Source organism: Flavobacterium rakeshii, assembly GCF_009741375.1.
GTDB lineage: Bacteria > Bacteroidota > Bacteroidia > Flavobacteriales > Flavobacteriaceae > Flavobacterium > Flavobacterium rakeshii.
On the sequence record NZ_WOWP01000001.1, the window covers coordinates 65,984 to 92,318 of the forward strand.

The 26,335-nt window shown below is 37.7% G+C and carries 27 protein-coding genes; 15 read left to right on the forward strand and 12 right to left on the reverse strand.

Annotated elements, in window-relative coordinates:
• Nucleotides 1–117: 117 nt before the first annotated feature.
• Nucleotides 118–975 (forward strand): hypothetical protein, encoded by an 858-nt coding sequence (locus tag GN157_RS00350; protein ID WP_231749017.1) that lies wholly within the window; start codon nucleotides 118–120, stop codon nucleotides 973–975.
• Between the two features lie 540 nt (nucleotides 976–1,515).
• Here the strand turns inward: GN157_RS00350 and GN157_RS00355 are convergent.
• Nucleotides 1,516–2,409 (reverse strand): DUF4421 family protein, encoded by an 894-nt coding sequence (locus GN157_RS00355; RefSeq protein WP_157481128.1) that lies wholly within the window; start codon nucleotides 2,407–2,409, stop codon nucleotides 1,516–1,518.
• Between the two features lie 323 nt (nucleotides 2,410–2,732).
• Here GN157_RS00355 and GN157_RS00360 point away from each other — a divergent pair, with 323 nt between their 5' ends.
• From GN157_RS00360 to GN157_RS00420, 13 genes are all read left to right on the forward strand, one after another.
• A complete protein-coding gene (locus GN157_RS00360) occupies nucleotides 2,733–4,514 on the forward strand; it encodes an AMP-dependent synthetase/ligase (RefSeq protein WP_157481130.1) in 1,782 nt (593 codons plus the stop codon).
• On the forward strand, nucleotides 4,480–5,334 hold the full coding sequence (locus GN157_RS00365) for a YwqG family protein (protein WP_157481132.1): 855 nt from the start codon (nucleotides 4,480–4,482) through the stop codon (nucleotides 5,332–5,334). Before GN157_RS00360 ends, GN157_RS00365 begins: the two co-directional genes overlap by 35 nt.
• Nucleotides 5,335–5,345: 11 nt before the next feature.
• Nucleotides 5,346–5,744 carry a hypothetical protein gene (locus tag GN157_RS00370; protein WP_157481134.1) on the forward strand — a complete coding sequence of 133 codons (399 nt, stop codon included), beginning with the start codon at nucleotides 5,346–5,348 and terminating at the stop codon, nucleotides 5,742–5,744.
• Nucleotides 5,745–5,755: 11 nt separating this feature from the next.
• On the forward strand, nucleotides 5,756–6,220 hold the full coding sequence (locus tag GN157_RS00375) for a hypothetical protein (RefSeq protein ID WP_157481136.1): 465 nt from the start codon (nucleotides 5,756–5,758) through the stop codon (nucleotides 6,218–6,220).
• 67 nt (nucleotides 6,221–6,287) lie between these two features.
• Nucleotides 6,288–7,259 (forward strand): hypothetical protein, encoded by a 972-nt coding sequence (locus GN157_RS00380; RefSeq protein WP_157481137.1) that lies wholly within the window; start codon nucleotides 6,288–6,290, stop codon nucleotides 7,257–7,259.
• A complete protein-coding gene (locus tag GN157_RS00385; protein WP_157481139.1) occupies nucleotides 7,259–7,813 on the forward strand; it encodes an RNA 2'-phosphotransferase in 555 nt (184 codons plus the stop codon). The genes GN157_RS00380 and GN157_RS00385 overlap by 1 nt, the downstream gene beginning before the upstream one ends.
• A 43-nt stretch (nucleotides 7,814–7,856) precedes the next feature.
• Nucleotides 7,857–8,576 carry a DUF2071 domain-containing protein gene (locus tag GN157_RS00390; protein ID WP_157481141.1) on the forward strand — a complete coding sequence of 240 codons (720 nt, stop codon included), beginning with the start codon at nucleotides 7,857–7,859 and terminating at the stop codon, nucleotides 8,574–8,576.
• Nucleotides 8,569–9,132: a hypothetical protein gene (locus GN157_RS00395; protein ID WP_157481142.1), complete on the forward strand. Its 564-nt coding sequence runs from the start codon at nucleotides 8,569–8,571 to the stop codon at nucleotides 9,130–9,132. Before GN157_RS00390 ends, GN157_RS00395 begins: the two co-directional genes overlap by 8 nt.
• A 234-nt stretch (nucleotides 9,133–9,366) precedes the next feature.
• Entirely contained in the window at nucleotides 9,367–9,840 is a 474-nt protein-coding gene (locus GN157_RS00400; RefSeq protein ID WP_035132783.1) for a MarR family winged helix-turn-helix transcriptional regulator, read from the forward strand.
• 66 nt (nucleotides 9,841–9,906) lie between these two features.
• Nucleotides 9,907–12,297 carry a 3-hydroxyacyl-CoA dehydrogenase/enoyl-CoA hydratase family protein gene (locus tag GN157_RS00405; RefSeq protein WP_157481143.1) on the forward strand — a complete coding sequence of 797 codons (2,391 nt, stop codon included), beginning with the start codon at nucleotides 9,907–9,909 and terminating at the stop codon, nucleotides 12,295–12,297.
• A gap of 69 nt (nucleotides 12,298–12,366) precedes the next feature.
• The gene (locus tag GN157_RS00410; protein ID WP_157481145.1) at nucleotides 12,367–13,548 is read left to right on the forward strand and encodes an acetyl-CoA C-acyltransferase; all 1,182 of its coding nucleotides are present in this window, start codon (nucleotides 12,367–12,369) and stop codon (nucleotides 13,546–13,548) included.
• Nucleotides 13,549–13,585: 37 nt separating this feature from the next.
• Nucleotides 13,586–13,942, forward strand: coding sequence for a four helix bundle protein (locus GN157_RS00415; RefSeq protein WP_157481147.1), 357 nt, complete (start codon nucleotides 13,586–13,588; stop codon nucleotides 13,940–13,942).
• A gap of 42 nt (nucleotides 13,943–13,984) precedes the next feature.
• A complete protein-coding gene (locus GN157_RS00420) occupies nucleotides 13,985–15,784 on the forward strand; it encodes an acyl-CoA dehydrogenase family protein (protein WP_157481149.1) in 1,800 nt (599 codons plus the stop codon).
• 76 nt (nucleotides 15,785–15,860) lie between these two features.
• Here the strand turns inward: GN157_RS00420 and GN157_RS00425 are convergent, their stop codons facing one another.
• The 7 genes from GN157_RS00425 to GN157_RS00455 all read right to left on the reverse strand — a co-directional run bounded on the left by GN157_RS00425 (nucleotide 15,861) and on the right by GN157_RS00455 (nucleotide 21,424).
• On the reverse strand, nucleotides 15,861–16,058 hold the full coding sequence (locus tag GN157_RS00425; protein WP_157481150.1) for a hypothetical protein: 198 nt from the start codon (nucleotides 16,056–16,058) through the stop codon (nucleotides 15,861–15,863).
• A 3-nt stretch (nucleotides 16,059–16,061) separates the two neighbouring features.
• Nucleotides 16,062–16,640 (reverse strand): hypothetical protein, encoded by a 579-nt coding sequence (locus tag GN157_RS00430; protein ID WP_157481152.1) that lies wholly within the window; start codon nucleotides 16,638–16,640, stop codon nucleotides 16,062–16,064.
• Between the two features lie 131 nt (nucleotides 16,641–16,771).
• A complete protein-coding gene (locus tag GN157_RS00435) occupies nucleotides 16,772–18,289 on the reverse strand; it encodes a hypothetical protein (protein ID WP_157481154.1) in 1,518 nt (505 codons plus the stop codon).
• Nucleotides 18,290–18,396: 107 nt separating this feature from the next.
• The gene (locus GN157_RS00440) at nucleotides 18,397–18,558 is read right to left on the reverse strand and encodes a lmo0937 family membrane protein (protein WP_157481156.1); all 162 of its coding nucleotides are present in this window, start codon (nucleotides 18,556–18,558) and stop codon (nucleotides 18,397–18,399) included.
• Between the two features lie 20 nt (nucleotides 18,559–18,578).
• Complete coding sequence (locus GN157_RS00445) at nucleotides 18,579–19,175, reverse strand: DUF4142 domain-containing protein (RefSeq protein ID WP_157481158.1); 597 nt, start codon at nucleotides 19,173–19,175, stop codon at nucleotides 18,579–18,581.
• Between the two features lie 120 nt (nucleotides 19,176–19,295).
• Entirely contained in the window at nucleotides 19,296–20,204 is a 909-nt protein-coding gene (locus GN157_RS00450; protein ID WP_157481160.1) for a YihY/virulence factor BrkB family protein, read from the reverse strand.
• Nucleotides 20,205–20,221: 17 nt separating this feature from the next.
• Nucleotides 20,222–21,424, reverse strand: coding sequence for an NAD(P)/FAD-dependent oxidoreductase (locus GN157_RS00455; protein WP_157481162.1), 1,203 nt, complete (start codon nucleotides 21,422–21,424; stop codon nucleotides 20,222–20,224).
• 150 nt (nucleotides 21,425–21,574) lie between these two features.
• Here GN157_RS00455 and GN157_RS00460 point away from each other — a divergent pair, with 150 nt between their 5' ends.
• Nucleotides 21,575–22,771, forward strand: coding sequence for an LETM1-related biofilm-associated protein (locus tag GN157_RS00460; RefSeq protein WP_157481164.1), 1,197 nt, complete (start codon nucleotides 21,575–21,577; stop codon nucleotides 22,769–22,771).
• A 90-nt stretch (nucleotides 22,772–22,861) separates the two neighbouring features.
• Here GN157_RS00460 and GN157_RS00465 read toward each other — a convergent pair whose 3' ends face one another.
• From GN157_RS00465 to GN157_RS00480, 4 genes are all read right to left on the reverse strand, one after another.
• Nucleotides 22,862–23,113, reverse strand: coding sequence for a hypothetical protein (locus GN157_RS00465; protein WP_157481166.1), 252 nt, complete (start codon nucleotides 23,111–23,113; stop codon nucleotides 22,862–22,864).
• Between the two features lie 203 nt (nucleotides 23,114–23,316).
• A complete protein-coding gene (locus GN157_RS00470; RefSeq protein ID WP_157481168.1) occupies nucleotides 23,317–24,318 on the reverse strand; it encodes a hypothetical protein in 1,002 nt (333 codons plus the stop codon).
• Nucleotides 24,319–24,350: 32 nt separating this feature from the next.
• Nucleotides 24,351–25,070 (reverse strand): LytR/AlgR family response regulator transcription factor, encoded by a 720-nt coding sequence (locus GN157_RS00475; protein WP_157481170.1) that lies wholly within the window; start codon nucleotides 25,068–25,070, stop codon nucleotides 24,351–24,353.
• Nucleotides 25,067–26,137, reverse strand: coding sequence for a sensor histidine kinase (locus GN157_RS00480; protein ID WP_197429373.1), 1,071 nt, complete (start codon nucleotides 26,135–26,137; stop codon nucleotides 25,067–25,069). The genes GN157_RS00475 and GN157_RS00480 overlap by 4 nt, the downstream gene beginning before the upstream one ends.
• Nucleotides 26,138–26,335 lie beyond the last annotated feature (198 nt).

The window sequence follows — 26,335 nt, forward strand, 5'->3', positions numbered from 1 at the left end:
AAAAGTATCAAGTTAACCAATCATTAAACATCACTATTGTTTATCTTTTAAACTACTCTTTATACTATTTTACATACGCTTACAGTTATTATAGCTAAACACCAACACTGTAAAATAATGATAACCAAACACTTTACTATTCTCTTTATAACCCTTAGCCTAACTTTTGTGAGCTGTGGTAAAAAAAAGGAAGAGCCCGTAGTTAGTCATGAAACAGCCTTAACCGATACGACTAAAACAAGTCCGCCAGTAAATAATATAGTTTTTGATACAACAGCAAAAACCATTCATGTTTATGTGGCACTGTGCGACAATAAATATCAGGGTATAGTACCTGTACCAAAAGCTATAGGTAACGGTCAGGATCCCGATAATAACCTGTACTGGGGCTGTGGTTATGGTGTAAGGACGTTTTTTAAAAAGAGTACCGAATGGAAGCTTCTTAAAAAAGAGAAAAAGGACACTATAATAATGGAGCGACTGGTATTTAAACACACCTCTAAAAACTATTACCTGATAGCCGATGCTTACAATGGTAAATACATAAAACAGTGTACCAAAGATTTTTTAAACAGTAGCGCTGGTAAACTTAAAGATACTCTCAATGTAAACGGAACAACACTGGGCATTGCAGGAAACTCCAAACTTATTACCTACACAGGTCATGACGGACTAATGGATTTTAACCTGTATGACGATTATACCAATACCGATGGTAAAAAACGTGATGTTATTATACTGGCCTGTTACAGTAAGAGCTATTTTGGTAAACATTTAAAAAAAGCCAATGTAAACCCTTTAGTATGGACTACAGGGCTTATGTGCCCGGAAACCTATACCCTACATGACGCCATTACAGGTTATATTAATGGTGAAAACAATATACAAATACAACAGCGAGCCGCCGCCGCTTACAGCAAGTACCAAAAGTGTAGTGTAAAAGCTGCAAAAAGTTTACTCGCTACAGGCTGGTAGTAAGAAAGTTTAGCGTTTTTTTACTTTACTTTACAGCACAACCAAAAAACAAATCACCACATGAAATTTACTACCAACTTATTGTTTTTCGTGCTAATGTGTATGGCATATAACTTTGAACTTAAAACACACTAAAATCCAGAAAAATATGATAATTATTTTTATACTTTTTACAATTGCCTTAATTGGATTTTTGATTAGGTATTATAATAAAATCAAGAACTTTAATACTGTAAAATGGTCTCCCTTAAGAGAGATGTGCCATTTACTTTATTTATTCATATTTATCTCTATAGCTTTCTCAATATTTACTGCCATACAGGATTATACTTATTCATTAATTTTAATTCCGTTAGGTTTTACAACTTTCTTTTATTTACTGGATATTGCTTTAACCTACTTAATTAAAAACCAAAAAAGGCTATTTATAATACAAAATATAGTTTGCCTTTTTGTACTATTCATAGCACTAAATGAAATAGGTGTATTACTAATGTAAGGCTTGACCTTTAAGTATCTAAAACTTATAATTAAATACTCCTAAAAATCAATATGCTTTACAAATGACATCTGGAAATTAATTCCGGTAAAGTTTAGGTCATTTTCGCCATCAGGGTATACTACTTTATTATTAACCAGTACGGTTGCTGCAAGAGCCCAATCATTTTTATGATACACGCCAGACCATCTTCCTAAAGCTGTTGGGTAAGCTTCCACTTTCCAGTCCTTAAGCATATCGGGGTCGTTACCCACATTCACTCCGGCAGTAAGTATACCCGTAAGCAGCCAACGTTCGTTAATAACCCAAGTGTAGGCGTAGCCGGCATTCACACCAAACTGAAGGTTATCTAAATGATTGGGATCATTCTCCCAAAGTTCGCCCCCCGGATTAATCCTGAAAAGATAAGCGCCACCGCCAAGTATAAAACTTCCTGCCGACTTCAGTTGTATTTCACTTTGCTGAAACGCTGCCTTAGTAGAGAACTTATCTCCTTTAAAAACATAGGCAAATTCGGCTCCTATATTTCTAACAGACATATCGGGAAACAGTTGAATATCGTCATCATTATCGGTATAAAACCCTTTGTATTTCTGATAAAATAAATCCAGTACAAAATACCTGCCATACTGGTGTAATTGTATATCTACAGCTTTAGTATCACCCTGCCTTTTATCGGCTAGAGGCGCAAGACCAAAGTTATAGCTCAGGTTGATTACCGTGTTCTTTATTGCTATACCTGCCCCTACTTTTAAAGGATTGTTGGGCATATACTCTTTATCATCGGTACTCAACTGAATACTGTTTTGCGTTAAAAAGCCGGTAAGCATTATCCTTTGCGGATATTCGGCTACATAGGAGGTATCGGCTTTCGCCTGACCCAAAACCAGATTAGAGAACAAAAACAAAGGAATAATAGCGAAGTATCGCAGCATGACAGATGATTTATGTAAAGTCTTTCTGATAAACGGCACAAATATAGGCTTAGTATTTCCAAAAGGAGATTAACTACCATTTAAGAGAAGAAAATATTTGGGTTAAAAAAATGCATATATTTTAATATGCACGCATATAAAAAGCAGATAATGTAAAACCAAACGTGACTTTTGGTGAATTTAAAATCAAAAAAATGCAGCATTAAACCAACCTATTTATATAGTTTTCAAAAGGTTACTTATTAAACTTAGCATAATCTCAAAAAAATTGCTTTTTATTATATATTTTCATAATTTGCATTAAGCAATTTTTAACCATACACATGAACACTATCACCCGTTTATTCGATTTTCCTTATTACCAGTTGGAAAAGTATAATTTACCCGATGCGCTTGTTACTAAATACGGTAACGAGTGGGTAAAAACATCAACACAGGAATATGTAGATAAAGCCAATGCTTTTTCCCGCGGGCTATTAAGGTTAGGAATAAAAAAAGACGACAAGATAGCTGTTATCTCCTCTAACAACAGAACCGAGTGGCATATTGCCGATATAGGTATATTGCAAACCGGTGCTCAAAACGTACCTATTTACCCTACCATTAGTGAAGAAGACCAGGAGTATATATTAAACCACTCGGGTGCTACACACTGTATTGTTTCAGATCAGGAACTGTATGATAAGGTAATGTCTATTAAAGACAAAACCCAACTAAAGGAGGTTTATTCCTTTAACGACATACCGGGCTGTAAAAGCTGGAACGAAATACTGGAACTGGGTAAAGACGACAGTAACCAACAGGAAGTTGAGGATATTAAAAACATCATTACCGAAAACGACCTTGCCACTATAATTTATACATCGGGTACTACAGGAAGACCCAAGGGTGTAATGCTTTCGCACAAAAACATTGTATCTGATGTTTTAATGAGTGCCGAAAGGGTTCCGTTTGAGGCAGGTAAATACAGGGGGCTTAGCTTCCTCCCTATTTGCCATATTTATGAACGAATGATACTTTACCTTTACCAATACTATGGTGTGAGTACTTACTTTGCCGAGTCTATTGAAAAGGTAAGCGATAATATTAAAGAGGCTACACCCGATGTTATTACGGCTGTACCAAGGCTTCTTGAAAAGGTATATGATAAAATTATTGCCAAAGGCAGTGAGCTTACAGGTATTAAACGTAAACTGTTTTTTTGGGCAGTTGAGGTGGGCCTTGAGTACGAACCTTATGGCGCAAACGGTGCCTGGTATGATTTTAAGCTGGCTATTGCCCGTAAACTGATTTTCAGTAAATGGAAAGCCGGGCTTGGCGGCAGGCTTGGACTTATGGTAAGTGGTAGTGCTGCCATTCAACCAAGGTTAGCCCGTGTGTTTGCCGCAGCCGAGATTCCGGTAATGGAGGGTTACGGACTTACAGAAACTTCTCCTGTTATTGCAGTGAACGATCAGCGTAACGGTGGGTTTAAAATTGGTACTGTAGGTAAACCACTTAACGGACTTGAAGTTAAGATTGCCGAAGACGGTGAAATTCTATGTAAAGGCCCTAACGTAATGATGGGCTATTACAAGGATGATGCAAAAACCAATGAGGTTATGACCGACGGGTATTTCCATACCGGAGATATTGGGGAGATTGACAAAGATGGTTTCCTTAAAATTACCGATAGGAAGAAAGAGATGTTTAAAACATCGGGAGGTAAATATGTTGCTCCGCAGCTTATAGAAAATGCCATGAAACAGTCGCGCTTTATAGAGCAGATTATGGTTATAGGCGAAGGGGAGAAAATGCCTGCCGCGTTTATACAGCCTGACTTTGAGTTTGTAAAAGAATGGGCTTCCCGCAAGGGCATTAAAATTAGCTCTAACGAAGATATTGCCAACAGCAAGGAAATACACGACAGGATACAGGAAGAAGTAAGCGACATCAATAAAAAATTCGGGCACTGGGAACAGGTTAAACGATTTGAGCTTACTCCGGAGATATGGTCGGTTGACGGCGGAGAGATGACTCCTACCCTTAAACTGAAGCGTAAAGCCGTTAAAGAAAAGTACCAAAAACTGTATGACAAAATATACCGCACCGAAGGTGACAGGTAAGATTAAAGCTGCTTTAAAGCAGCTTTTTTTTAAAACGGAAAAACCTGTTATAGATTTTGACAAATATCTTGAAGATAACAAATACAAACTGAGCAAGTACGAGAGGAATGCTGTTAAAATTAACGCCACTCCTATTAACACAAGTCCGTTACAGGATAAGCTGGAATTGAAAAACAGTAAGTTTTTAGGTTTTCCTTTTTTTCCTGAAAGCATGTTATACCCTACGGGTGAAAACGGTAAACCTATGGTTATGGCTGTACAGATTAATTTTGAAGAAGTACCGCATACCGATAACTTTCCTAAAGATGGTATTTTACAGCTGTTTTTCTCTACTAACGGATGGTATAGTGAGGAGCCAAAAATAATTTATCATAAAAAAGAAGATTTAGAACTTCAACCTATAAAAGACTTTTCTTTTCTAAGTAATAAAGATTATAAGGATATACCTATCAACAAACCCCACTACCTATCATTTGAAGCTTTTAAAGATAAAGGTAGTGATGTAGATACACAGTTTGACTACTCATTTGACGGAATGGATTTTTTTGATTTTATGGAAAGGCTAAACGGAACAGATGGTGAAAAAATGTACAACTATTTTAATTCTGCCGGACATAAAATTGGCGGTTACGCTTCATTTACTCAATATGACAGAAGAGAGATGTCGGCTGAAACAGCAAATGACATTCAGTTACTACAAATCGATACAGACAAACATATTATGTTTGGTGATGGCGGTATAGCTCATATTTTTATAAATAAAGAGAATCTGATGAAAAAAGACTTTAGTAAAGCTTACTTTTACTGGGATTGCTTTTAGTATATACTATCATGAAAAAACTACTTTATATATTATTACTCCTACCCTTTGCTACAACAGCACAGGAGACACCTACGGTTAACGGTTACAAAACTTACCTGGACAATAAACAGATAGATATTACCCATTATTTTATAGATCCGGCTAATGTAGCTAACATACGTACAGATAAAACTAACAAAGAAGTTCGCATTACCCGCAAAGAACAAACCGAACTGGTATGCCTTGCAGATATTTTAAAAGAAATTAATAAAGACGGGACAAATGCTGTTATTGTGGTAAACGACAATCTTATTGAAAAGCCTGAAACCTACTATCTTGAAAATAATGCGATAGCTGCCGTGAATATTGACAAAACAGGTAAAGTTGCCCGTATCAACATTACTACTAAAAATACTGGTCAAAATTAGTATAACAAAAAATGATACCTTACAAACGCTACACCATACAATCACAATTAAGCTTTGACGAAATTATGAATAGGCTTAACCGCCTTACGCAAAGTGAAAATTTATGGAAAATCTTTCCGCATAAAAAGCAAAAGCATTTTACAGGCGTGGTTCAAAAAAACAGCTTTAAGATAATGGAAACATCGGGGGCTACAAAAAAGTCTGTTGTAGAGGGCACGGTAACACCAATGGGCAATCATACAGTTATTGAGTTTAAAATTAAACTCTCTTCAGGTCTTATACTACTACCGCTTTTGGTTGCAGGTTGGTTTATTTATCTTAACTACAGGAACGACACATTAACCGACATTTATCTTGCTATAGGCTCATCGATATTAGTATTTATCATATCTGTATGGAGTTATTACAATAATTCATTACTACTTAAAAAAAACCTTGTTACCCTTTTTACCGAAGCAACTCCTGATAAAGAGTAAATTGTATTTTGCAGAATATTTGTTATTTTCGCTAGCCCAAAGAGAAAACCAATCCACACCGCTTAAAATGAAAAAAGCATTATTCGCACTATTCCTGTTTGCAATCGCACTACAAAGCTGCGACACTAAACCGGAAACCGTTTCAAACAACGATATAGACCCAAAACTAAGGGAAGTTATAAAAGCTAAAAACGACAGCCTTTTTGAAGCCCTTTCTAACAGTAGTACAAAAGTATTTAGCGTATTGGGATCTGACAGGTTTAACGAAAATCTAACGGCAAACCTAAGCGATGTAATTTGGCCTTTTAGAAAAGGAATGCTGGAAACAGATCATGAAGTGTATGAGGAGTTTTACAGTAAACACACCAAAGTAAACCATGAGGCTACTATACTGTCATCACAACATAACTACAAGCTACAGTTTATAAACCAAAATTATGAAACCTATGTTTCGCTCTTAAAAAGCACCTATAGGGATGTTACCGATTATCTTGTAACCGTTATTTATGCCAAAATAGATAACAAATGGAAAATAACTCACATAACTATGGGAGCACTTGGCGCATTTAATAAAGATGCTAACAACCTTTTTAGTGATGCAAAAGGCTTCCATAATAACGGTTATGATATAGATGCCCTGCATCATGCTAGTATTGCAAATGGATATCTTGAGCCTGCTAAAAACCTTATTAAGTATAGTTTTGCAAAAGATATTGATGATTTTATCGAAAAATTAGCCAATGAGATTAACAGAACTTACCCGTTACCGGATACGCTTTCCCAAATTCAAAGCAAGCCTGTTATACTGAATTTTAACATTATACAAAATGCCGAAGGTGTTTTCCCGCTTATAAGCTATGAGAGCCAAATAGCACCAAACGATGAAACATCACTAAACGATGAGTTTGAAGTAGTAAAAAAAGAAATTCAAAAAAAATACAAAATAGATTATAGTCAAAAGTTTGTTTACTACAGGGCTTACAACAAAAATGCACAGGGACTACTTTCTGAAAGTAAAACTTTTACCGAGACGAAGTAATGCTTTCAGAAAAAGAAAATACCCATATCAGTAAATTTCTCAGTCTTGTACTGCGACACAAGCCCGAACAAATAGGTATAAAACTTAATGAAAACGGATGGGTAAATGTTGAAGACTTAATTATCCTATCGGGTAAGGCAGGAGTTAACTTCAACTTTAACGAACTAAAGCACATTGTAGATACCAATAATAAAAAACGCTTTGCATTTAATGACGACTGCACCCTTATAAGAGCCAGTCAGGGACATTCGGTTATAATAAACAGTGGGTATGAACCGCAGCAACCACCTGAAGTATTATACCATGGTACTGCAATAAAAAATTTTGATTCCATACTCGCAAACGGACTAAACAAGGCAAACAGGTTACATGTACACCTAAGTTCTGATAAAGAAACTGCAGTAAACGTAGGCAGTCGCCACGGCAAACCCGTTGTATTGGAAATTTTGGCACTACAAATGCATAACGACGGTTTTGCTTTTTACCTGTCAGACAATAAAGTATGGCTAACAGATAATGTACCCGCTAAGTATTTAAGAAGTATAAACAATTAAAATAGGCTTTTTTTAATACTTTTATAAAAGTAAAAACCTTACCATGAAAATACCAACGCTTCACGGTATTATAGACAGGCGTATTTTAATAAACTATATTGCTGATCCTTTTGTAGTTCAAAAACTATTACCCTACCCTTTAAGACCTAAACTCCAAAATGGTAAAGCCATTGTGGGTATTTGTCTAATAAGGTTAAAAAACATTCGCCCTAAAGGCTTGTCACAGTTTATTGGGGTAAATTCTGAAAATGCTGCCCATCGCTTTGCTGTAGAATGGGATGAAAATGGTAAAACTAAAGAAGGAGTTTATATACCCCGAAGAGATACATCATCATTTATAAACGCACTTGCAGGCGGAAGGGTATTTCCCGGTAAACATTACAAGGCAAAATTTAACGTACACGAATCCAGTGGTCATTACGCCATCAGTTATACAACAAACGATACTACTTTTATGAATATAGAAGCCAGTGAAGCCGATGTATTTAACTCAAATTCAGTTTTTGGTAATATGGAAACGGCATCAGTTTTTTTTAAAAACGGAAGTGTTGGTTTTACCCCTTGTAATTCGGGTTTAGACAGCATAATACTACACACCTATAATTGGGAGATAAAACCCCTTGAGGTTACAAAAGTAGAATCATCTTATTTTAACGACACCAATCTCTTCCCTAATGGTTCTATACAGTTTGACAATGCACTGCTAATGCAAAATATAGAGCATGAATGGAGAAGTGCACTAAAACCTATGTTTAATGAGTGAAACCAAATTTGACTTCACCACAAACAAAAAAAGGTATGTTTGGAAAACTGTTGTACCGGCACTTGCAATTCCTTTTGGTACAGGGCTATTTGTATATTGCTTAACGGGTTTATTAAAACCTGTATTTTATGCTGTCGCCCTTTACGGAACATTAAGCCTGTTGATATTTCTGTTACCTTTTTTAATCATTTACTATAATCACAGCAAGCACAACAGGCATAGCATATTTCACATAATAAATCAGGGAAAAGAAGGCATATATAACTATACTAACAACAACATAGAAATAACTTTTACCGATGACGACATAGAAAAAGCTGAGGTAGTACATAGTACACATGCCTACCAAAAAAGAAAGAAACAATTACCCTGGCATGAAATATTCTATACAGTATTCACATTAAAAAACGGGGAACAAATAATTATATCGTCCTTCACCTTTAGCGATATTGATTTCTTGCAAAGTACTACAGTATGTTTCCCTATAACAGGTTTTACACGATCGTGGCCTTTAATTAAAAGCCATAAAACTATTCCTTATATAAAAAGGGCATAACTTTACTTTTACGATTTACATCTTAAAACATCACTACACTCCTAACTGCCAAATATTTTTGCAAAAATAACATTTACTTAACTGATAATATTCATGCATAATAATTAACAATACCGCAGTAATGCGTATATTTAACTCTCCTTATGTGGAGAGTTTTTTAATTTTAGATAAAATTATTTTAAATTTAATATGCATGCATAATAAATTTTTATTACCTTTGAGAAACCATTATTTATGAAAGATAAAACTATAGATTACATTCTCAGGGCAACCTGGCAGGCAGTGGCAAGAATGTACAACGAAGAAGCCGGAAAGTATGGAGCAACAATGTCTATTGGATTTGCTTTGCTTTCTATTGACAAGGAGAAAGGCATCTCGTCTACAGCACTGGGTCCACAAATGGGAATGGAGGCCACAAGCCTAACACGCACATTAAAATCAATGGAAGAAAAAGGACTTATTGTCCGTAAAAAAAACCCTGTAGACGGTCGTGGTGTAATTATACACCTTACTAAACTGGGCAGGGAAAAAAGAGATCTTTCAAAAGAAGTAGTTTTAAAATTCAATGAGGCTGTAAAGCAACGTGTATCCCAGCAAAAAATGGATCATTTTGTGGAAGTGGCCGAAGTTATAAACGAGCTGATTGCCGAAAAACAAATTTTTGCAACCGAACAGCCCGAAGCAGAGATTGAAAACAAAGCAAAATAATAACAGGTGAAACTGCCTTCGCGGGCTGTTTCATTTAACAAACAACTAAAAATACAACTATAAAAAATGAAACGCACTATTAAGAAGGCGGCCGTAATAGGCTCCGGTATAATGGGATCGGCAATTGCCTGCCATTTTGCCAATATAGGTGTTGAGGTTCTTTTGCTGGATATAGCCCCAAGAGAACTTACGGAAGCCGAAAAGAAAAAGGGGCTTACACTGGAGGATAAGGTAGTTAGAAACAGAATTGTAAACGAACACCTTGCCAACTCCCTTAAGTCTAAACCCTCCCCTATTTACCACCAGAAATTTGCTTCAAGAATAGCTACCGGTAATATAGATGATGATCTTCCTAAAATTGCCGACTGCGACTGGGTAATTGAAGTAGTTGTTGAAAGGCTTGATATTAAACAAAAAGTGTTTGAACAAATTGAAAAGTACCGCAAACCGGGTACACTTATCACATCAAACACATCGGGTATACCTATCCACTTTATGAGCGAAGGCCGTAGTGAGGACTTCCAGAAACATTTTTGCGGAACACACTTCTTTAATCCGCCACGATACTTAAAACTTTTCGAAATTATACCGGGTCCTCAAACTTCACAGGAGGTACTGGACTTTTTAAATAACTATGGTGAGCAATTCCTTGGTAAAACATCGGTAGTTGCAAAAGATACCCCTGCCTTTATAGGTAACCGTATTGGTATTTATGGCATTATGAGCCTTTTCCATCAGGTTAAGGAAATGGGCTTAACCATAGAGGAAGTTGATAAACTTACCGGCCCTGTAATAGGTCGCCCTAAGTCGGCTACCTTCCGTACGGTAGATGTAGTGGGGCTTGATACCCTTGTACACGTTGCAAACGGTATTTATGAAAACTGCCCTAACGATGAGGTTCACGAACTGTTTAAAGTTCCGGGATTCATCGACACCATGATGGAAAACAAATGGCTGGGGAGCAAAACAAAACAGGGCTTTTACAAAAAAGTAGACAAAGATATCCTTGCGCTTGATTTAGATACGCTGGAATACCGTCCGCAGAAAAAAGCATCGTTTGCTACACTGGAACTTACCAAAACTATAGACAAGCCTATTAACCGTTTTAAAGTACTTGTAAAAGGTACAGATAAGGCGGGAGAGTTTTATCGTAAAAACTTCTCGGGTATGTTTGCCTATGTGTCAAACCGTATACCTGAAATTACCGATGACCTTTATAAAATAGACGACGCCATGAAAGCCGGATTTGGCTGGGAAAACGGTCCGTTTGAAATATGGGATGCCGTAGGTGTTGAAAAAGGTATCGAACTAATGAAAGCCGAAGGGCTTGAGCCTGCAGCATGGGTTAACGAAATGCTGGCATCGGGCAACAAAAGCTTCTATACTGTAAAAGAGGGGGCTACTTACTATTATAACATTGCATCTAAATCCCAGAAAAAAGTTCCGGGTCAGGATGCCTTTATTATACTTAACAACATTCGCGAGAGCAAAAAGGTATGGAGCAACAGCGAGGCCATTATACAGGACCTTGGCGACGGTATCCTTAACCTTGAGTTCCAGTCTAAAATGAATACCATTGGCGGTGGTGTGCTACAGGGCATAAACAAAGCCATAGACCTTGCTGAAAAAGAGTATGACGGACTGGTTATTGGTAACCAGGCGGCAAACTTCTCGGTTGGTGCTAATATTGGTATGATATTCATGATGGCTGTAGAGCAGGAATATGATGAGCTTAACATGGCTATCAAAATGTTCCAGGATACTATGATGCGCGTGCGCTACTCGTCTATACCGGTAGTGGTTGCACCACATGGTATGACACTGGGCGGTGGCTGTGAAATGAGCATGCATGCCGATAAGGTTGTGGCTGCTGCCGAAACGTATATCGGACTTGTGGAATTTGGCGTTGGGGTTATCCCTGGCGGTGGCGGATCGAAAGAGATGGCGCTGCGTGCTGCCGATACCTTCCGTAAAAACGACGTAGAACTTAACGTACTTCAGGAGTATTTCCTAACCATTGGTATGGCTAAGGTGTCAACATCGGCCTATGAGGCGTTTGACCTTGGTATACTTCAGCATGGTAAAGACGTTATTGTGGTTAATAAAGACAGGCAGATTGCCGAAGCTAAAAAACATGCCAAGTTACTTGCCGAAGCGGGTTACACCCAGCCGGTTAAACGTAAAGATGTAAAAGTACTGGGTAAACAGGCACTGGGTATGTTCCTTGTAGGGACAGACAGTATGGAAGCCGGACATTACATCTCTGAACACGACAAGAAAATTGCAAACAAACTGGCTTATGTTATGGCTGGTGGTGACCTTAGTGAACCTACACTGGTTACAGAGCAGTACCTTCTTGATCTTGAAAGGGAAGCATTCCTGTCACTTTGTGGTGAGAGAAAAACACTGGAGAGAATACAGTTCATGTTAACCAAAGGAAAGCCGCTACGCAACTAATTATTTTGAATGCTGAATTATAAATTTTAAAATGATTCGGCAAATTCAGAATCTAAAATCTAAAATAAAATGAAAACAGCATATATAGTAAAGGCATACAGAACGGCTGTGGGGAAAGCACCAAAAGGGGTTTTCCGCTTTAAAAGGCCTGACGAACTGGCCGCCGAAACCATTCAGCATATTATGAATGAGCTTCCGCAGCTGGACAAATCAAGAATTGACGACGTAATGGTAGGTAATGCCATGCCGGAGGCAGAACAGGGATTAAACTTTGCCCGCCTTATTTCCCTTATGGGACTTAAGGTTGAAGATGTTCCGGGAGTTACAGTAAACCGTTACTGTGCATCGGGACTGGAAACCATCGCTATGGCTACAGCCAAAATACAAAGCGGAATGGCTAGTTGTATTATTGCAGGTGGTGCCGAAAGTATGAGCTACATCCCTATGGGTGGTTACAAACCTGTACCTGATTATAAACTGGCTAAAAACGGTCACGAAGATTATTACTGGGGAATGGGACTTACTGCCGAAGCGGTTGCAAAGCAGTTCAACGTTAGCCGTGAAGATCAGGATGAATTTGGTTACCAGTCACACCAAAAAGCACTTAAAGCTCAGGCGGAAGGTAAATTTGACAAACAGATTGTGCCAATCACTGTAGAGCAGGTATATGTAGACGAAAATGGTAAAAAAGCCACTAAAAGCTATACCGTTACTAAAGATGAAGGTCCGCGTGCCGATACATCGGTTGAAGCCCTTGGAAGACTACGTCCTGTATTTGCTGCCGATGGTAGCGTAACTGCGGGTACATCTTCCCAAATGAGTGACGGTGCTGCCTTTGTTATGGTAATGAGCGAAGAAATGGTTAAGGAACTTAACCTTGAGCCTATTGCCCGTCTGGTTAGCTATGCTGCTGCCGGTGTTGAACCAAGGATTATGGGTATAGGCCCTGTAAAAGCCATCCCGAAAGCGGTACAAATGGCAGGCTTAAACCTTAATGATATAGAACTTATTGAGCTTAATGAGGCATTTGCTTCTCAGTCGCTTGCCGTAATACGCGAGCTTGGGCTTAATAAGGATATTGTAAACGTGAATGGTGGTGCCATTGCACTAGGTCACCCACTGGGATGTACAGGTGCTAAGCTGTCTGTTCAGTTATTCGACGAAATGAAAAACCGCGGAAGCAAGTACGGTATGGTTACCATGTGTGTAGGTACCGGACAGGGAGCTGCCGGAGTTTATGAACTAATGTAATTATTATTTTAAATGATGAATTTTAAATTTTGAATGTATGAAGGATAACATAATAGCCGTAAAGACCTTTGAGTTTTCATTAAGCATTATTAACCTTTATACACAGTTAAAAAAAGAAAATGAATTCATCATTTCAAAACAATTATTGAGATGCGGTACAAGCATAGGTGCTAATGTTGAGGAAGCCATAGCTGCTCAGTCTAAAAAAGATTTTATAAGCAAAATGGCCATTGCTTCAAAAGAAGCAAGAGAAACTAAATATTGGCTTCGCCTGCTTGATAAATCAGATTTAACACAAATTCCTGTAGCTAGTTATCTTACAGATATTGAGCATATAATCAATATCATAACCAAGATAATAAAGACATCACAGGAAAGCGTTTCAAAAATTTAAAATTTAGAATTCAAAATTTAAAATAAAACTAAAGAATATACTATGTCAGAGGTAAACAATATAACAAGAGGAGGTCAGTTCCTTGTAAAAGAAACCAAGTGTGAAGATGTATTCACACCCGAAGATTTTTCGGAAGAGCAGGTTATGATGCGCGACACGGTTAAAGAATTTGTAGACCGTGAATTATGGCCGCACAAAGACCGTTTTGAACATAAAGATTATGCCTACACTAAAGAGTGTATGGAGAAAGCCGGAGAGCTTGGCTTTCTTGGTGTAGCGGTACCGGAAGAGTATGGCGGACTGGGTATGGGATTTGTTTCAACCATGTTGGTTTGTGACTATATATCGGGGGCTACAGGTTCGTTCTCAACAGCATTTGGTGCACATACCGGTATTGGTACTATGCCAATTACCCTTTACGGAACTGAAGAACAGAAAAAGAAATATGTACCTAAGCTTGCCAGCGGAGAGTGGTTTGGCGCTTACTGCCTTACTGAACCGGGTGCAGGTAGTGATGCCAACTCGGGGAAAACAAAGGCTGTGCTTAGTGAAGACGGTACGCATTACAAGATAACGGGACAAAAAATGTGGATTTCCAATGCGGGATTCTGTAGTCTGTTTATTGTATTTGCCCGTATTGAAGACGATAAAAACATTACCGGATTCATTGTAGAGAACGATCCAAGCAATGGTATCTCTATGAATGAAGAGGAGCATAAACTGGGTATCCGCGCCTCCTCTACCCGTCAGGTATTTTTTAACGAAACTAAAGTACCTGTAGAGAACATGCTTTCTGAAAGAGGTAACGGTTTCAAAATTGCCATGAACGCCCTTAACGTAGGTCGTATTAAACTGGCAGCCGCCTGTCTTGATGCACAAAGAAGAACCATCTCTGGCGCTGTTAAATATTCTAATGAAAGAATTCAGTTTAACACTCCTATCTCCAGCTTTGGTGCTATACGTTCCAAACTGGCAGAAATGGCTGCAAGTGCCTATGCCGGAGAAAGTGCGTGCTACCGTGCTGCAAAAAGCATTGAAGACCGTATTGAGGCTCGTGTTGCTGCCGGAGAATCGCATCAGGATGCTGAGCTTAAAGGTGTAGAGGAATTTGCTATTGAGTGTTCTATCCTTAAAGTAGCGGTATCTGAAGATATTCAGAACTGTAGTGACGAAGGTATCCAGATTTTTGGCGGTATGGGCTTCTCTGAAGATACCCCAATGGAAAGCGCATGGAGAGATGCAAGGATTGCCCGTATTTATGAAGGTACAAACGAAATTAACCGTATGCTGTCGGTAGGTATGCTTGTTAAAAAAGCAATGAAAGGTCACGTAGATCTTTTAGGTCCTGCAATGAAAGTTGCCGAAGAGCTTATGGCTATACCATCGTTTGATACACCTGATTATTCGGTATTATTTGCTGAAGAGAAAGAGCTTATCGGGAAGCTTAAAAAAGCATTTTTAATGGTGGCAGGTAGTGCCGTACAAAAATACGGACCGGACCTTGACCAACACCAGCAACTGCTTATGGCCGCTTCTGATATCCTTATTGAAATATACATGGCCGAGTCGGTTATACTGAGAACAGAGAAACTGGCAAAAAGCAAAGGCGAAGAAAACGTAAAAGAGCAAATTGCAATGGCTCAGCTATACCTTTACAGAGCGGTAGATACCGTTAACATTAAAGGTAAAGAAGGTATTGCATCATTTGCTGAAGGTGACGAACAACGCATGATGCTTATGGGCCTTAAACGATTCACTAAATATACCAATATGCCAAACGTAGTAGCCCTAAAGGAAACTATTGCAACAAAACTGGTAGACGAAAACGCATATGTATACTAATACCACTAGTAATCACTAATTTCCGTTTTTAGTTTAGTTTATTCGAAAAATCCCGCCTGTTGGCGGGATTTTTATTTTAGTCCAAGAAAAGATTATCAATATCTTTCTCGAAATTTTCTAAAGCTATTTCAGATTTAAATTTAACCAAATACACTTCTAAATCTTTAGTAGAAATAGTAATCTCAAAATCAGCGTCATATTCATAAATAAGTCGCTTTACCTTTCTTAATAAATAATTTTTCGAATCAGGTAAATGTAATTCATATTCAAACATAACTTATGTATTTAAATTAATTGTTACTGCGGTTACTCCGTCAGATAATTGTTGATAAATATCTTTTACAACTGTTTCATCAATTAATTTATCAGTCATTAATGTAAAAAGTTTTCCTGCTAATAATTGAAACCAATTCTTTTTGCCAAGATTAAAATGCTGTCTTAAAGTATCTATTTCATCAAAAATTATTTCTTGCCCCATCTTAAGAGATGAAAGATGGTCTAGAACTTCATTTATCTTGTTATGCAAGTTTATTTGTTCATCTACAGAAAAATCATCTTCCCTTTTAATTTCAGGCTCAAAATATCTATTGATACTTTCATGTTCCTGTTCAATTACAAAAAGTATAGTCTCATAGTCTTCAACTTCTGTACAACCATTACCTTTACAAACTTTTTCATGATTTACTTTTTTTTGCCTGATTGTTTCTTGTAACACTCTCAGAAAATAAAGTTTGTCTCTATCTCTAGTAAAGCTATAAAGCTTTGAATCTAATTGATTTTTAACATTAGTAACATTAATAACCACATTCATGATTTTGTTTGAATACGCTATCGCTTCTTTTTCTACAACTGTCATTTTTATAAATATTTATGGGTTCACCATAAAACTACATAAAAAACTACAAAACAGATCGTTACATAAAAAACAGTTATTAACTAAATAATCAACCATTTTAGATATAGACATATTTTATATATAACGAATTATTACAAATACTTTTTGATTTTCCCTGCTGCCAGCTGATGTGAGTTTTCAACCTTATTAAGCACCGTGTTGTTTTTGGTTATAATACTAAAGGTTGCTCCACCATCGCAAAACGCATAAATATCGTCACTACTAAATTTTTTAAGGCTGTCTTCATTCCCCTCAATAGGCATAAAGTAATGCTCCCCTTTCCAGTTGTTATCTATAATCCTGGCTGCCCAAAGATTTTTAAGCTCAGCTCTATCAATTCCTATGTACACAATTTGAAGGTCTTTTTCCTTTTGAAGATGCTGTAGTGAAGGGATTTGGTTCAGGATACTACTCCCTGCAAACTCTACCGACCAAAATACCAGCAGTACATTTTTTTTGTTACTGTATTTTTTAAGTACAATATCCAGCTTTTTCTTATCCAGTTGTTTAGTATCGCCTCCCAGATTATACTTTTTATCTATAAGGCCTGTCTCCATAAGCTTTATAAAATCGACCGACTTTTGATAGGATTTACTATTTGCATTGTTTTGAAGGTAATCCAACTGTTTGCTGTACTTATCATAAGGTTGACCCATACTTACTAACCACGAAAAAACTTCGGAATAATACCTGTCGCGCACTTCGGGAGTAAAGTTTTCATTGAGGAATTTCTCTTCCCAATTAATAAAATCCTCTTCGCTTACATACTCATACCAGTTTTCATAGTACAGTTCCTTATCCTTTAGGCTCTTTAAATACTCAACCCTTAAAATAAGGTAAACTATATAGGCAGAATAGCAGTTATTTACGCTAGTAATTTTTTTATACTCACTAGCATTAAAAGATTTATAAACCGGATCAGAAAAATCGATTCGTTTTCCTTCCATTTCTTCCGACTTATATTCTAAAAAAGCACCAATTTCAAATTTTTGCAACTCTATAATCGACTTTAAAAAATCATATTCCTTCTCACTTAACGGAGACTCATTTATAATACGTTCTAAAACCTCCCTGTTTTCTGCATCGGTAATAGCCTTGTTGGTTTTCTCTTTTTTGTATACCGCATTAAGCAATGCCATCTTAGCAGATGATAAGCTATCGAGATAAGCTGCATATTCTGACGGAGTCATATCCTCCATAAACTCATCATCAAACTGCGGCAGGTGCATCATGTTAATTTTCCCTGCCCCTTTACCGGTAGCAAAAAGTGTTTCACCCGGTTTATTGATATCAAAGTTGAGGTTTATGTTATCACCCTCAAACAATACAAGACCTGTAATATTCTTGTCATTAAAAATAATGTAGTACTCACTACCATCCAGTATTTTATCTGATTTAAGCGTAAACTTACCCTCTTTGCTAATTTGGGTCCCCATACTGGTAAAACCTAAAGGGTTAAGCGAGCCTCTTAAAAACGGCCTGTAAATAAGGGTTACTATTTCGCCATTGGCATTTTTAACGGTACCGTTTAGAGTGGTTTGTACAGTATATTGCGCGTTACAGTAAAACGTAACCAATACAAATAGTGTACACAGAAGTTTTCTTTTCATGGTGTGGTTGATTTTGATATAGTAACGAAAAACAATCCTATTTATTTTTAAGTATAAAAAAAGCCGCTGCGAATGTATCGCAGCGGCTTTTAAATAGCATATCGTATTTAACTGAGGGGCTTTTTTCCTCTAAACACATTAACCAGTATAGCGATAAGTGCCACCACCAGTAACAGGTGTATTAAGGCACCGCCTACATGAATTACAAAACTTCCCAGCGCCCATAGTATAACTAACACAATAGCGATTATAAACAACAGATTTTTCATAGCAATTTTTCCCTTCCTGTTTATTTCATTTCCTTAATAAGGTCCTGTAGTCTTACAGCCTCATTGTGGTGTGTTTTAAGCGTAGGTAACATATCGGCAGCCCACATTCTTATTTCTTCGTCATTAGCTTCCTCACTGGCCTTCTCCATCTTCTTAATTGCCTCTTCATGACCATCCACCATCATATCCACATACTTTTTGTCAAAGTCCTCTGTTTTCTCTTTGCTTAGTTTATCATAAGCCTTTTTCCCGTCTTCACTTAAAGCTGTGGGCAGCGATATATTTTTTAATTCTGCATTTTTCTCAAGGTCAGCCATTGCCTTAGTATGGTCGTTAAAAAGTATTTCGGCAAAAGCCCTTACTTCGGCATTAGTACTTTTTTGCTGTGCCAGTTTAGCCAGTTCAATTTCTTTCCTGTTCACATCGGCAGCAAAAACAAAATATTCGGCATCATCTTCTTTAGCCTCATTAGTATCTTCAAACTTGGCTTCGTTTTGCTCCTCGGCAACTTCGGTAGGATCTGTTTCCTTATTATCCTTGCACGAAGTAGCCCCTAATGTAATGGTGATAACTGCTGCGCCAAGCAGCATTTTTCCTAATATTGATCTCCTTTTCATAGTCACTTGTTATTTAGATTATTTGGTTACTTCATGTTTACAATGTCAAAATTAACACATAAAGTATGACTAAAATATTAAGGGATTCACAATTAGTGTTAGGGAAATACTAAATGTAATTTATTCGTCTATAACGTCTTTTCTAATCTTAACAGCATAGGCGCTCGGGGTGATTTTTTTGCCGTGAAGGCGTGCATAGACCTTAGTAAATTCGGCACCGAAGTAGAGTATGATAGCCGAATAATATACCCATAAAAGTATGATGATAACCGAACCCGCCGCCCCGAAAGCCGAAGCAACATCTGAATTAGTTAGGTAGATACTGATACCAAATTTCCCCAGCATAAAAAGTATTGCCGTAGTACCCGATCCTACAAGGGTATCCCTCCAGGTTACATGTCCGTCGGGAAGGGTACGGAAAACTATTGAGAACAATAAAGTGATAATACAAAACAGAAGTCCGAAGTTCAACACATACACCAGGTACACTGTAGTTTCGGGCAGGAGTTCTTTTAACTGACTACGCAGTAAATCAAGCACGGTATTAGCCAGTAAGCTCACTAATAGTAAAAAGCCTATAGCCCCAATCATGGAAAACGACATAAGTCTGTTTTTAATAAACTTTTTAATACTCTTATCGGGCTTTGCTTTTAGCCCCCATATATAGTTAATGGAACTTTGTATCTCCACAAATACCCCCGATGCTCCCACAAACAGTACCACAATACCTATAACAAGCCCCAGTACACTATCGCCCGATAGTTTTGTATTGGTAATAATTTCCTGAATTTGTGCTGCAGCCTTAGGACCTACAAACTCGTTTATTTGTCCGTAAAACTCCCCTTTAACGGCATCTTCCCCAAAGAAGAGTCCGCAAACCGATATAATTATAATGGAAAGCGGCGCAATGGAGAATATGGTATAATACGACAGTGATGCCGCCAGTTTGATGGCATTATCTGAAAAAAATTCGGTAAACGTAGTCTTTAAAAGCGTCCATACTGTAAGGCCTTTATGCTTTATGCTCATGGTTGTAACAGGTAATTTTATCGGTCAAACGAAAACAGGGACAAATCGTTATTCTTTTTGCCCTGCAGCAGGTCACACAGTATTTGTGCTCCCACCACGCTAAAGGTAATGCCGTTTCCGCCAAAACCCAAAGAAAAATATCCGTTTGGTAATTTTTTATACGGCCCAATGTATGGGAGTCCGTCTTTTGTGGAGCCAAAAGTACCTGTCCAACTGAATTCGGGCTTAAAGTTAAGGTTAGGAAACATCTTATTTATGTCGTTAGTAAGCTGTTTGGTTTTCCTGTCTATCAGTTTATCACGCTTTGCCGGATTAGAGAAATTTTCATCCCTGCCCCCTACCAGCACCCTGTTATCGGGAGTTGTGCGAACGTACAGATATGGGTCGGCAGTGTTCCATATAAGTACCTCATCTTTCCAAAAAGGCCTGTCGTTATACTGTTCACTCACCACCGCATAAGTAGACAACAGGTTAACAATATCCTTATCAATAAAATTTACCACCTCATAGCCTGTGGCATATATCAGTTTATTGGCTTTGATAGTGTGCCCCGATTCGGTTTTAAGTACCACTCCGTTTTTGTTGTGTTTAATATCGGTAACAGGACTACGGTCAAAAACATTTAATTCCTCCCCTTTCTTACGGTGCTGTAACAGGCAGTGCGTAAGCATATAGGCATCTACCTCGGCAGCCTTGCTTGATACTATAGCGCCATAACCCTTAAAACCATACTCGTCTTTCAGTTCCTCCTCAGTTAGCCAGCGTACTTTAAACCCTGCTTCCTTTCTTGCTTCATATTCCTTTTTAAGCCAGCTTACATCTTTTTTATAAGCCGCATAGTACAGGCTTTTACGTTTTTTAAATCCGTCGGGCTTAAAACCTTTGGTAATCTCCTCAAGGGTATCTATCGCTTCTCCGCATAACTGATAGGCTCTCTGGGCATTTTCCTTACCTATCATTTCGGTGAGCTTATACAAAGGGACATCTATTTCATACTGAAGCAGTGCGGTACTGGCACTGGTACTGCCCAGCCCAATAGTACGGGCATCTATAGTAGTACATTGTATACCTGCATTTACCAGATAATATCTAACCAACGCTCCCGATATACCTGCACCTATAATAACAACATCGGTTTCCACATCATGATCTAACTTAGGGAATGTAAATGGTAGTCCGTTTTTTACCAACCAGAACGGATAGCCTGCTTTAAGGGTCATATACTTATTAATTAAGGTTTTACTTATAAAGTTATAGCATATTACATTTGTAACGGAAGTGTTAGCCCAATTATAGGATTTATTTAACTCTTGTTAAATTGGTTTTTTAATTTATAAAAAGTCATAGTTTTGCAATACAATTAACACAGTATGATTAACCCTTCTGCCAGCGGATGGATCGATAAGTTTTTTGCCAAGCTTAAAGATAATCCACACATAAATAACAGTTCCCGTGAGTTTTACCTTCGCGTAAGGGAAACCGGGTTTGTATATGGACATGTGGTGAGCTTTAACGACCTTGATGATGCCGAGACCAAAGGATGGACATCGGAAGAGACTACAAAGGCGGCACTGCTTAACACTTTGTATGCCTTATACAGACTGGTAAACCAGAAGGAAAATAAAACCGACTTTATTAATCAGGCAATTGCCTTTTACAGGGAAATGACTCCCGAAGGGTTTAATCCGCTTAAAATAGTATTGCCGGCAGGAGAACCAAGCCATCAGCTGGAAGCTATACTGGAGCAGCGTATTAAAACAAACGACAATATTATAAGCCGTAACTTTTCGCATATACTTACCAATGCTTTACTGTTTATGGATGTGCTGGCTTTTCGCCAATACCTGTTGTACCATGAGCTGCCTGAGAAATACCTGCGCAGGCTCGAGGAAACAGTTATGGGTATTGTTGCTATTGCGCTTACCGAGAAAACCGAAAAATCGTACTATGACGACCTTATCCTTAAACTGTTTGAATCGTCTGTACGTTATACTAAACTGTCTAAAATAAACAACGGCAGTATTACCATGCCCGAACTGGATTTTGCAGAATCGGAACTGGAAAAAAATTACCTGTTGGATATGGCAGGAATGGCGGTATGGAGCGATGCCGTTGAGGAACAAACCGAAATTGAGTTTTTGTACAACCTAGCCGGTCAGCTTAAACTTAGCAGGGATATTGCCAAACAGAGTATAGAGTCGTTTGACCTTTTTATTGAAGAATATAAAAATGAGATTCCGTACTTTAAATACTCCAACCCTATAAAGCATTTTTACGGACATGCGGCAAAAACTGTTTCGCTGCTTATTACCCGTAACAAAAAACGCCTTATCAAGGAGATTTCCAATAATGGCGAACTTATGTTGCTGCTTACCCACTCTACTCACCGCAGCCTAGATGAAGGCGAAAAGAAAAAGGTTAAGAAACAATTGCTTGAAATTTGTAAAACAGTACCGTCTCTTACTATTTTCCTGCTACCGGGTGGTAGCCTGCTGTTACCGGTGCTTATTAAGTTTATACCTAAAATGCTGCCTACAGTATTTAACGAAAATCTCGATGAGGAATAACAACAAAAAAGCCGGAAAACGTATGGTTTTTCCCGGCTTTTCGAATTAACACACCTTCTATAATTATCGATTAACTAAACTCCTTTTTTCTTAGTCTGCATTATACTCCTTGTATCGGTAGTACTCCTGTATTGTCATAATACCCTTGTGTACGCTTTTTCTTTTAATGGCAAGTACCAGCAACACTACTGTAAGTATTGCAACACATGCCAACAAGAATATAAAAAGGGTATTTAAGAGGAAACCGCTAAAGCTTTCGTTATCAAAGCTAAAATTGTTAATAAACAGGTATCCACCTAACAGTACTACAAACAATAGTAGAAAATAGTAAAGCAGTTTCATGATTTTGTTTTTGGTTGATTTTGATACTGCAATTTCTAAATTTATATACTTACATACCAGCACTTTATGAGTATATAACTTTTGTTTAAGAAATATTTAGCAGGTAAAAACCCACACCGTTTTACGGTATATCCCACAAACAAAGGGAAGTGTAAAAAACTTTTAAACAGTTGTTTATCTGTTAAATAAAAACTAAAAAAAGATTAGTCCCTTTTCTCCGGTTTTTTGGCAAACGGATTAAACGAAACACCCACATTAAAATAGCCTGTTGCATTTTGTTGTGTAGAGAGTATATACTTTGAGGTAACCTCTCCCCTTTCGGTAAAACGGGAATTAAACACATTGCTTAACCCGCCTTTAAAATAGGCTATAAACTGATGGTTTAGTATGGTTTCATAAGTAAAGCCTGTTTTTATTTCAAGCTGGCGGTAATCGTATACATCTGCAAAACCAGCGCGGTTGGGGTAGGCATAAAATCCGTTTGAGGTAAGTTCGCTACCCAGCAGTATCCTGCTGTTTTTAAATAGCGGATGTCTAAACAAGAGCCTGTTTGGCAGGAAACAGTCAAACACCCATTGCGAGTTTTCAAACTTATGTTCCAGTGTGAATACAGGTGCAACGGGTACAGGCGATGCCGGATCTATAAAAACAAGCAGTCCCGTACTAATGGTAGTACGGGCATTGCGTTTCAGCACGATTGTCCCTCCTACAAAACCTTTTATCCTTTCTGCAGACTGTTCTGACCCATCGACAAAAACACTAGCGTTATAAATAAACGGCTTATTGAACATTTTAGAAAAGTAAGTAAAACTTAATGCTCCTGCCAGATAATGAAAATCACTGGTATTGTTGTTAACGGGTCCGTTATAAGTACCTGTATTGGTAAGATTGTTTACTGTAAGGCTCTCGTAAGTATAATTAAGCGATGTGGTAATATTCCATTTCGGCTTTCTTATTACAGGAAGGTTAACGGCAAGTTTCAGCCTGCTGTGGTTTTGCAGTGTCCCTTCCTGGTAGTCCTGTTTGTAAAGCTCAGAATCAAAATCAGACGGCAGGTACTGCTGGTATTGCAGGTCGATTATACGAAACGACGGAAACCTGTCTGCCAGTTCCCTCTGGAAACCTTTTTTGATTTCGTCCTGTTCCTGAGCGTTTGCAAAAAGGCATAAGAATGCCGATGAAAATAAAAGCAGGCTTTTTTTCATGGAATAATGATTTTTGATTGATGATTAAACTCCTATAGCTTATCAGGCTGGCTGCGGCCTAAATAGAGTTCGAAAAAGTCTTTGCGATATACATCGCCTACAGGTATCTCTGCTGTTTTTATATATACGGTATGATTGTCAAACGAATCGATATGGCTTAGGTTTACCACATACGACTTGCTTACCCTCACAAACTGCTTAGTGTTAAGGTTACCGTGTATGGTTTTAAGGTTCATGGCGGTTACCATTTTACTCTCGTCAAGATGGATTACCACATAGTCCTTTAATCCTTCTATGTATCGTATATCGGTAAAAAGTATTTTATGGTACCTACGGTCACTTTTTACAAGCATGTATTCGTTTTCAACACCTTCCATTTCCCCTCCCTTTCCTTTAAGCAGGTTATGGTAGGTTAATGCTTTTTCTATGGCGGTTTGTAACCTGTCTTTTTCTATGGGTTTTACCAAATAGTCTATGGCTTCTACCTCATAGCTTTTTAGGGCATACTGCGAATAAGCCGTAGTAAATATGATTAGTGTTTCCCTTGGTACCGATGAGGCAAAATCAAGTCCGTTTATACCCGGCATCTCTATATCCAGAAAAATAAGGTCTACATCGTTTTCATTTAAAAACTCGCGTGCTTTTTTTACCCCGTTAAAACATCCTTTAACCGTTACACTGCCAATATCCTGCAAAAGCAACAGCATACCTTCGCGGGCCAGCGGTTCATCGTCTACAATTATACAGTTCATACCAGTAACGTTAATTTAACCATAAACTGAGTATCAGTTTCATTAATATCGAGTTCAAAAGTCTCGCCATACAGCAGTTCTAACTGCCTTTTTATATTTATTAACCCCAGTCCGCCCTCATTGTTCACGGCTGTAGGTTCTTCGGGTTTTGTATTCACGCACGAAAATACCAGTTTATGATCTACAACACCAAAACCTATATCAATATGCGAAGGATTATCTAAATCCACACTGTGCTTCACGGCATTTTCAACAAAGGTTACAAACAGGTTAGGCGGTAACATAATCATCTTAATCTCATTTTCGCAAACCATATCAATGGTAAAGCTAAAATCATCACGTCTTATGTTTTCCAGTTCCAAAAAGTCATTAAGGAACTGAATTTCTGTAACCAAAGCTACTGCGTCCCTCCTGTTCTGATAAAGTAAATGCCTCAGGAAGCCCGATAGTTTCATAATGACTTGAGAAGCTTTATCGGTATCCTTTTTAACCAGTACGCTTACATTGTTAAGCATATTGAACAAAAAGTGAGGATTAACCTGATTTTTTAATTCTTTAAGCTCTATTTCCAGTGAGTTACGTTCCAGTTCGTTAATACGGTTAGTATTATATACCCACTCCTGAAAAAGCTTTATGGCTGTAGAGGAGAACACCAGCATTATCAATATATTACTCACATTAAGTATTTCCCTGTATATGCCCAAATGATGCATTTTATCGGGCAATACCCTGTAGGGTTCTATATAGGTGGTCCTTACAATTCTAATCATTGCATAACTGCATACTACCATAGCTATAAGCGAAATAAGGTAGGTTACAAAACGGCTTTTAAGCAGGAAACGCGGTATAAGCACATACATGTTTATGTATACCATTAGCAGGAAATAGCCAAACCATATCGTTTTGTTGTAATAATTATATGGTCCCGAATATTCCTTAACCCCGTTTGGGTCATACATTACTAAAAGTAAATAAGTAAGAATGAGCAAATGCCTGTACACCCTGTACCTCTTACCTATAAAAAACTCAACAAACCAGCTCTTATTATTGAAACAAAAGTTATCCAAACCCATAAATTTTACACTGCGAAATAATGCAAATTAGCACTTTAACGCATCAATTTTATACAAAACCGCTAATTAATTATACCAAACTTACTAATTAAGATTTAAGTAATACCAAATATTGGGTTTGTATAATATAACGGGCTGTTTGTATAAAATAATTACCCTGTACTTATATGTAATTTACATTTGAATAAAACT